Raw genomic sequence first — 7967 nt, 5'->3', positions numbered from 1 at the left:
CCCTCGATCACCCGGAAGCCGCGCTGCGGCGGGACCGGCGGTTCTGACGGCGCCTCGTCCGGTGAAGGCGCATCATCAGGCTCCACTGGCGTCTCGATTACCTCAGGCGTGAAACCCTTGCGCACGAGGCCGGACTTGCGCAGTTCGGACACGGGATCAGGCGCCGTGTCCTCGATGGGGGCGATGACGTCCTCGTTGATGTCGCGCTCGCGGGCGCGGCGCTCGGGGCCCTTGCGCTTGAAGCCCGAGCCCTTGGTCTTGAAGCTTGACCCGCCGCCGCGGGAGAAGCCCTTGGGCGCTTTGCCCCTGGCCTTCTTCTCGATCTCCTTGAGCTTGGCGAGCTGGAGCGTGGAGAGCGCCTCGCCCTCGGCGCCCAGCGAGGGATCGGCATAGGCCGAGCCGAACGTGTTCAGGCGCTCCTCGATGGAGCTCATGAACTCGTCCTCCCAGTCGGTCAGCTCGATCCGGGCGGCTTCGGCGGCGTCGGGATCATCCTCCTCGGCCTTGGCGATGGCGCGCTCGACGGCGGCCTTGGCCCGGCGAATGCGGGCCAGGGCCTTGCGGGTCGACTTGTCATCAACCTCACGCGCCATGATCGGTCCTAGTGTTCGCCGACCGCGCCCAGATAGAGCTCCAGCAGCGCTTCCATTTCCTGGCGCTCATGGGCGTCCTGTTTGCGCAGGGAGATCACCTTGCGCAGCACCTTGGTGTCATAGCCCATGGATTTGGCTTCGGCGTAGACTTCCTTGATGTCGGCGGCGACGCCGGCCTTGTCTTCTTCCAGGCGCTCGATGCGGGCCACCAGCGCGCGCAACTGATCACGGGCGGCGGCGCCGATGGCGTCGGATTCGTCTTTCTCGGGGGTCGAGGCGGCAAAGTCGGCCATGAGGGTCTCCTGGCGAGGATTTACGATCTTGCCCTCTTCGATAGGCGAGGGGGGCGGGGCGGGGCAAGCCGGTCGTGACGCGCAAAGCCGATCTGATGCAGACGCGCTGCATGCTTTCCTTCCGTCTGAAGAGTCTTTAGAGCCCTTCCAGCACTATACAGGAGAACACCATGACCACGCTCTGGCGCCTTGAAGCGCGCGGCCCGATGCCGCTCATTCGCGCAGCCAACGATCGGCTGGACGCAGCGCTGGAACCCCTGCCTGTCAGCTGGTCCATGTTCGAGGATGGTTCTCCCGAGGCGGGCCGCATCGACATCCTGTTTGATCACCAACCGGACGCCGAGGCGTTTGCCAGCGAGGCCGGTCTCGAGCACGACGCCGTCGAGATCAATTTCGGCCCGCTGCCCGAGGAAGACTGGATCGCCCTGTCTCTGGAAGGCCTGCCGAGCGTCGAGGCGGGTCGGTTCCTTGTCTATGGCGAGCATACCTCGTCGGATCTGACCGAGGGCCAGATCGGCTTGTGGATCGAGGCGGGCCCGGCGTTCGGCACGGGCCATCACGGCACCACCAAGGGCTGCCTCGAGGCGCTCGACAAGCTCGACCAGTCCGGCTTTCACCCGAAAACCGTCCTGGATCTGGGGACCGGGACCGGGCTGCTGGCCATCGCGGCGGCGAAAATCTGGTCTGATTGCGAGATCCTCGCCACGGATATCGATGAAGAATCCGTCATCGAGACGGTGGAGAATACGGCCAAGAACGGCGTGAAGCCCCGGATCGAGGCGGTGACGGCGGACGGCTTCCATCACCCGGTGTTCGAGGGCGCCAAGTTCGAGCTGATCTTCGCCAACATTCTGGCGGGTCCGCTGATCACCCTGGCGCCGGAGATCGCGGCCCGTCTCGAGGCGGGCGGCCGGATCATCCTGTCCGGGCTTCTCGAGGAGCAGTCCGACAAGGTCGAGGCGGCCTATGACGCCGAGGGCCTGTCGCTGATTGACAAGGCCATTCTCGATGGCTGGGCGACGCTGGTGTACGCCAGCAAGGCCTAGCCGCATAAAGAAAAAGCGCGCCAGCTGTGAGGCCTGGCGCGCTTTTAAATAAGCCGGAGAGAGATCGGCTTAGAGTTTGCGGACGCGATCGGCCAGGCCGATTTTCTCGAACAGCGAGTTGGCGTCGGTATTGCGCGGACGAGCGCGCACGCCGGCCGCCTCGGCGCGGCGCACGGAGCGCAGGCCGTCGCAGGCGTTCAGGCGAAGATGAGCGTCATGGTGGAACATGGCGGAGCTCCCGATAGGCATGAATTTCGTGAGCCCGGATATGGGCTTGTAAGATTTGATTAGCCATATCCAATTGCGCAGGTCCGCCTTGCGTTTCTGCAAGGCGGCCCTTCTCGCTGCGCACTGTCGCAGAGATGAGATTGATAAGGTCCGGGCGCGGGCCTAGCTTGTGCGCATGACCCATCAGATCCAGCAATTTCATGTGAAGGGCGGGCCCCAATACGGGCGCGAGAACCTTCCCAAGCTCCGCGCCAGCCTGGCTCAGGCCGGTCTGGACGGTTTCCTGATCCCGCACGAGGACGAGTACAATAACGAGTACTTGCCCGCGAACGCCGAACGTCTGGCCTGGGCCACCGGTTTCACCGGGTCCGCCGGCGCTGCGGCGGTGCTTGGTGACACGGCGGCGGTCTTTGTGGACGGTCGCTATACCGAGCAGGTCAAATCCCAGGTCGATAACAGCCTGTTTGACTACGAAGACCTGGTGAAGACCGGCATGGCGGGCTGGATCCGCAAGACGGCCAAGCCCGGCCAGACCATCGGCTATGATCCGCGCCTGCATTCACCCGATGCGCTGACCAGGCTGCAGGAAGCCGCCGACAAGACCGGCGCCAAGCTCGTCGCGGTGGAGACCAATCCCATCGACGCCGCCTGGGACGATCGCCCCGCCGCCCCGATGGCGGCCGTGCATCCCCAGCCGCTGGATGTGGCGGGCGAGGCCCATGGCGACAAACGCAAGCGAATTGGCGCGGATGTGAAGGAAGACGGCGCGGACGCCGCAGTGATCACCGATCCGGCCTCCATCGCCTGGCTGTTCAATATTCGCGGCGGCGATGTGGCCTGCACGCCTCTGCCGCTGTCCTCGGCCATTATCGAGCCGTCCGGTCAGGCGACCTTGTTCATCAACGAGGCCAAGCTGACGGACGCCACCCGCAGCCATCTGGGCAATGAAGTCGCGATCCGCCCGGAGACCGAGTTCGCAGATGGCCTGAAGGCCCTGTCCGGCAAGACAGTCCGCGTGGATCCCGCTACCGCGTCGGTCTGGGTCGTCCAGCAGCTTGAAGGCGCGGACGCGAAGGTCCAGCGCAAGCCCGACCCGGTCGCCCTGCCCAAGGCGTGCAAGAATCCGGTCGAAGTGGAAGGCAGCCGTCAGGCGCATATCCGCGACGGTGCGGCCATCGTGCGCTTCCTGCACTGGCTCGACACCGAGGCCCAGTCTGGCGAGATGGACGAGATCCGTGCGGCGATGAAGCTCGAAGAGTTCCGGCACATGTCGCCCCAGCTCAAGGACATCTCCTTCGAGACGATCTCAGCGGCGGGCCCGAACGGCGCCTTCCCGCACTATCGGGTCAATACGGACTCCAATCGCAAGCTGAAGCAGGGCTCGCTGTTTCTGGTGGATTCGGGTGGCCAGTATCCGGACGGCACGACGGACATCACCCGGACCGTGCCCATTGGCGAGCCGACCGCGCAGATGCGTCGTCACTTCACGCTTGTCCTGAAGGGCCATATCGCCCTGTCGCGCATCCGCTTCCCCGAGGGCACGTCGGGCCATGCGCTGGATGCGCTGGCGCGTCAGCCCTTGTGGATGGCCGGGCTCGATTACGACCATGGGACCGGACATGGCGTGGGCAGCTATCTGGGCGTCCATGAAGGCCCACAGCGCATCTCCAAGGCGCCGAACGCCATCGCGCTTGAAACCGGCATGATCGTCTCCAACGAACCGGGCTATTACCAGGTCGGCGATTACGGCATCCGCATCGAGAACCTGCAGGTGGTCACGCCGGCGGAACCGGTGCCGGGCGGCAATCGCTCCATGCACGGGTTTGAGACCCTGACCATGGCGCCGATGCATCGCGCGCTGGTGGACGTGTCCCTGCTCGACAAGGACGAGCTCGTCTGGCTCGACGCCTATCACGCCGATGTGCGCAAGAAGGTGCTGCCGCTGCTCGATGGCGAGGCGGCGAACTGGCTGGTGAAAGCCTGCGAACCCTTCCTGGGCGCCACGCCCTGATGAACGCTGTCGCTCTGGCAGTTGTGAAAGCGAGCCTGCGCGTGTGCGCCGGGCTCGCTTTTGCATTGGGGCTGACCGCCTGTTTCGCCAGTGAAGAAGAGCTGGTGGGATATTGGGGCGCGGATCGGCCTGTGTCTGAAGGCGTCTACGCCCATACTCCGACGCATCCGGACGGCCGTGAATGGGACCGCCCCACCTGGACCGGCGAAATCACGCTCGAACAGAGACGCTATGTCTCTGATGCGCCGAACTTTCCTCACCAGGGCGCCCGCTTTCATGAACTGTTTGACGATGTCTACATCGTTCAGTCCCCCCGAGAGGATGGGGTCGGCTACGGGCTCGCCTTCGTTTATGAGGAGGGCCGAGTCGTCAGCTATCATCAGCCGTCCTGCTCGGATGTCGCCGATGCGGTGCTCGAGACAGCGGGTGTGAGCCGGGACGCCGAGGGCTATTGCCCGATCCAGGACCTCGATCAGCTCGAAGCGATCATGCGTGGCGTCTATGAAGCCGCGAATGGCCAGCTGCGCGTGGACGGGGTGTACCGTCGGGTGGCGGAGTAAGTTTCCCGCTCCGGGACGGAGGTTCAGCGTCTGCGCGCCAGCACGTCCGCGACAGCCTTCGTGACTTCATGGGAATAGGCGTGGTGCAGATTATGTCCCGCCTTGGGAAAGAGCCGCATCTCGCCATGGGGCAGCGTTTTCGCCACAGGTTCGGCGTGCCGACTGGTGCGGACCACCGTGTCCTTCGGCCCCGCCAGAATCATCACGGGCTGGGTGATCTCGCCATAACGCGTTTCCTGATTGGCCAGATGCGCGTTGACCTGCGCCATGTCCTGCGCATTGGCCTTCCATACAGACGGCTTGAACAAGCGGTCCAGTCGCGCCGTTTCGATATAGCCCGTCGGGACCGGCTCGGGATGAAAGGCGCTTGCCACGCCCTTGTGCAGTTCCCGCGGGCCGATCAGGGGCGCGATCACATGGCTGATCAGCGGGCCGATGACGGGCCAGCCTGTCATCTTGTTATAGCTCGCCGCCTCGCCCACCCAGGCGCGGGCGGCGGGACTGATCAGCACGCCGCCGCTGACATGATCGGGGCGATCCATCAGAAGCCGGAGCGCGATCGCCGCCCCCCAGGAATGCCCCAGAACGACCACGCGAGGCACGCCAAGCGCGGTCAGGAAATGCGCGATCAGCTCGGCTTCCCGTTGGGGCGACCAGGGGCCTGAGGGGCGTTCGCTCCACCCCAGACCAGGGCGGTCAAGCCAGATCACCCGATAGGCTTCCAGCGCGTTCGAGAGCGCCATATAGGGTTCATACAGCGAGGTGGAAGCGCCGTGCAGGACCAGAAGCGTTGGCGCGGCCTCGGGGCCTGTCATGAGATGATGAAGTCTGACGCCGCCCAGTTCGATGAAATCGCCTGTCATGCGTCAGCCCCCACTCCGCGCCTAGAGCGCGCGTCCCGCGAGCTCACGTTCGAGCCGGGCGAGGGCGGGCCCGGCCGCCGGATGCAGGGGGTAGAGCAATACTGCTTCGCGATAGGCCTCCATCGCCGCCTCACGCGCCTGCGCCTGTTCCAGCGCCCGGCCCAGAAGCGCCCAGGCGTCAAACCGGCGCTCATCGAGGGTCACGGCCTGGTTGAGCGCTTCCAGTGCGAACTCCCAGTCAGACGCCTGCACGGCCAGCTCTGCGGAGACCACCCAGCCTTCGGCATAATCGGGTTCCAGCGCGCGCAGATGGTCATAGCTGCGCCAGGCAGTGTCGATGTCGCCGCGCTCGCGCGCCTCGGCGCCCCGCTGAAGCAAAAGGTCAGCGGTTGCCCCGGCCTGCTGCCGCCACAAGGAGCGAACCTCGTCCGCAACGGCGGCGGCGCGCTCCTCATCGGTGAGACTGGCCAGGGTTTGCAGGCGGTCATCGAGATGCTCGGAGACGGAGCGATGTTCGCGCGGCTCCGCCACATCCAGAGTCGGACTCAGATCGAGCGGCGTCGCCTGAAAGGCGGCCAGGAGGCAGAGCACCATCATGGAAGGAAGGATAAGCCAGACGCTGATCCGGGCAAGCTCAGTCTGTAGTCTGGCGCTGCCTGAATCGGGGATGCAGCGGCATGGCGATCAGACCCGACAGAAACCCCTTGAGGAAAACTTGCAAGACTGGCGGCCAGTTCAGGTTCAGGGCCGGTAACGCCACGCTCAACACCATGAAGGCGGTGATGAACGCTGCAAAATAAAGCGCATGTTTCTTCAGGTTGAACATGAAGCAGACTCCCACGGGCCAGTATCATCGCCTGTGTGGGGAAGATGTGCAACCCTTGCGCTTAGAGCGCGATCCCATGATCGCGAAGGGCCTGAACCGCGCCTTCTGCGCCGCGGAAGACATGCCCCTTGAAGCCTGCTTCGATCCCGGCGCGGATATTGTCCTCGCGGTCATCGATGAACAGCACGTCCTCGGGCGCGTGGCCGATCCGCTCGATGGTCAGCTGATAGAGGCGGGGATCGGGTTTGACCATTTTTTCCGCGCCGGAGACCACCACCGCATCGAACGCGGCGATCTTGGGATAGGTCTGCTCGATATGAGACCATTTCTCGGCCGGAAGATTGGTCAGGGCGTATTGCGCCACGCCCAGGGCGCTCAGGCGGTCAACCACCGCTTCCATGCCCGTGATCCAGCCATCGAACATGTCCGGCCAGCGCGTGTCCCAGGCCGTGATGAGGTCGGCCTTGTCGGGATGGGCGTCAATCAGGGGCTTGCGGTTCTCGGCCATGGGCACGCCGCGGTCATGCTCGGTGTGCCATGCCATAGTACAAACACCGCCGAGGAATTGCTCCACGGCGGCGTCGTCAGATAACAGGGATCTGTAGACCCGGCGCGGGTCCCAGTCGACCAGGGTATGACCCAGGTCCCAGAGAACCGCGCGCGACACGGCTGTCTAGCCGGCGCGGGCTTTGAAGCGCGGGTCGGTTTTGTTGATCACGTAGACCTTGCCGCGGCGGCGCACGACCTGACAGTCGCGGTGGCGGTTCTTCAAGGACTTCAGGGAGCTGCGCACTTTCATGGTCGTCGCCCTAGCTAAATGCGGGTGGAGGACATTACGGCCCCCGGAAAATTCAAGAGGGCGCGATTTACTCAACCCTCAGCGCAGAGTCAACGCTTCTGGCGCCTCGCAAGTGTGTGCGAGCAGCGTTATCATCTGCTACGGAGAGGGGCGCAAAGGCGAGTTCAGGAACATCATGATGGTACGCACACTGTTCAAAAGCGCGGCTCTGGCCGTGGCTGTGCTGGTTTCAGCCGCCGCGGGCGCGCAGGAGACCAGCTTCGAGGACTGGGCCAGCGGCTTCCGGGACCGCCTCGCCGAACATGGCGCCGAGCCTGCGACCATTGCTCTGATGATGGACGGGCTGGAGCCTGATTCCCGCATCATCGATCGCGACCGCTCCCAGCCTGAATTCGTACGTCCGGTCTGGCAGTATCTTGAGGGCGCCGCCTCTGACGCGCGCACCCAGAACGGCCTGTCCGCCCAGGCGACTCATGGCGAGGCGCTGGAAACGGTCGAATCCCAGTTCGGCGTGGACGCCGATATCCTGACCGCGATCTGGGGGCTCGAGAGCGCCTATGGCGTCATTCAGGGCGATTTCGACATTGTCCGCTCGCTGGCGACTCTCGCCTGGGAAGGTCGCCGCCGTCAGTTCGCCGAAAACCAGCTCTTCGCGGTCGCCGACATGATCGAGCGCGGCTATGCCGACCGGGACCAGCTCAAGGGCAGCTGGGCGGGCGCCATGGGCCAGACCCAGTTCATACCGACC

General features: G+C 64.7%; 12 protein-coding genes. 4 read left to right on the top strand and 8 right to left on the bottom strand.

Translation table 11 applies throughout. The features are described 5' to 3' along the window. Both B2Z70_RS05335 and B2Z70_RS05330 read right to left on the bottom strand, forming a co-directional pair. Positions 1-593, bottom strand: a 593-nt coding sequence (locus tag B2Z70_RS05335) for a hypothetical protein (RefSeq protein WP_292981854.1), incomplete at its 3' end; no start/stop codon positions are given. An 8-nt stretch (positions 594-601) separates the two neighbouring features. Beyond that, positions 602-886 carry a DUF2312 domain-containing protein gene (locus B2Z70_RS05330; protein WP_009801976.1) on the bottom strand — a complete coding sequence of 95 codons (285 nt, stop codon included), beginning with the start codon at positions 884-886 and terminating at the stop codon, positions 602-604. Positions 887-1056: 170 nt separating this feature from the next. Between B2Z70_RS05330 and B2Z70_RS05325 the strand changes: the two genes are divergently transcribed. Further along, complete coding sequence (locus tag B2Z70_RS05325) at positions 1057-1932, top strand: 50S ribosomal protein L11 methyltransferase (protein WP_009801975.1); 876 nt, start codon at positions 1057-1059, stop codon at positions 1930-1932. Between the two features lie 69 nt (positions 1933-2001). Here the strand turns inward: B2Z70_RS05325 and B2Z70_RS05320 are convergent, their stop codons facing one another. After that, the gene (locus tag B2Z70_RS05320) at positions 2002-2160 is read right to left on the bottom strand and encodes a hypothetical protein (protein ID WP_156776186.1); all 159 of its coding nucleotides are present in this window, start codon (positions 2158-2160) and stop codon (positions 2002-2004) included. 175 nt (positions 2161-2335) lie between these two features. On the opposite strand from B2Z70_RS05320, the gene B2Z70_RS05315 reads away from it, so the two are divergent. After that, complete coding sequence (locus tag B2Z70_RS05315) at positions 2336-4171, top strand: aminopeptidase P family protein (protein ID WP_292981849.1); 1836 nt, start codon at positions 2336-2338, stop codon at positions 4169-4171. After that, on the top strand, positions 4171-4731 hold the full coding sequence (locus tag B2Z70_RS05310; RefSeq protein WP_292981847.1) for a hypothetical protein: 561 nt from the start codon (positions 4171-4173) through the stop codon (positions 4729-4731). The genes B2Z70_RS05315 and B2Z70_RS05310 overlap by 1 nt, the downstream gene beginning before the upstream one ends. Before the next feature lie 23 nt (positions 4732-4754). On the opposite strand, the gene B2Z70_RS05305 is transcribed toward B2Z70_RS05310, so the two are convergent. The 5 genes from B2Z70_RS05305 to ykgO form a co-directional block, all read right to left on the bottom strand. Beyond that, positions 4755-5594, bottom strand: a complete 840-nt coding sequence (locus B2Z70_RS05305) for an alpha/beta fold hydrolase (RefSeq protein ID WP_292981845.1) — start codon at positions 5592-5594, stop codon at positions 4755-4757. 21 nt (positions 5595-5615) lie between these two features. Beyond that, on the bottom strand, positions 5616-6191 hold the full coding sequence (locus tag B2Z70_RS05300; protein WP_292981843.1) for a tetratricopeptide repeat protein: 576 nt from the start codon (positions 6189-6191) through the stop codon (positions 5616-5618). A gap of 37 nt (positions 6192-6228) precedes the next feature. Continuing rightward, positions 6229-6420 (bottom strand): hypothetical protein, encoded by a 192-nt coding sequence (locus B2Z70_RS05295; RefSeq protein WP_009801969.1) that lies wholly within the window; start codon positions 6418-6420, stop codon positions 6229-6231. Between the two features lie 61 nt (positions 6421-6481). Continuing rightward, positions 6482-7087, bottom strand: coding sequence for an HAD family hydrolase (locus B2Z70_RS05290; protein WP_292981840.1), 606 nt, complete (start codon positions 7085-7087; stop codon positions 6482-6484). A gap of 6 nt (positions 7088-7093) precedes the next feature. After that, a complete protein-coding gene (ykgO, locus tag B2Z70_RS05285) occupies positions 7094-7219 on the bottom strand; it encodes a type B 50S ribosomal protein L36 (protein WP_009801967.1) in 126 nt (41 codons plus the stop codon). Between the two features lie 175 nt (positions 7220-7394). Between ykgO and B2Z70_RS05280 the strand changes: the two genes are divergently transcribed. Next, the coding region (locus B2Z70_RS05280; protein WP_292981837.1) for a lytic murein transglycosylase at positions 7395-7967 on the top strand (573 nt) is incomplete at its 3' end.

The sequence above is a fragment of the Oceanicaulis sp. UBA6590 genome, assembly GCF_002433705.1.
GTDB lineage: Bacteria > Pseudomonadota > Alphaproteobacteria > Caulobacterales > Maricaulaceae > Oceanicaulis.
This window is presented reverse-complemented; position numbering and strand designations above follow the sequence as displayed.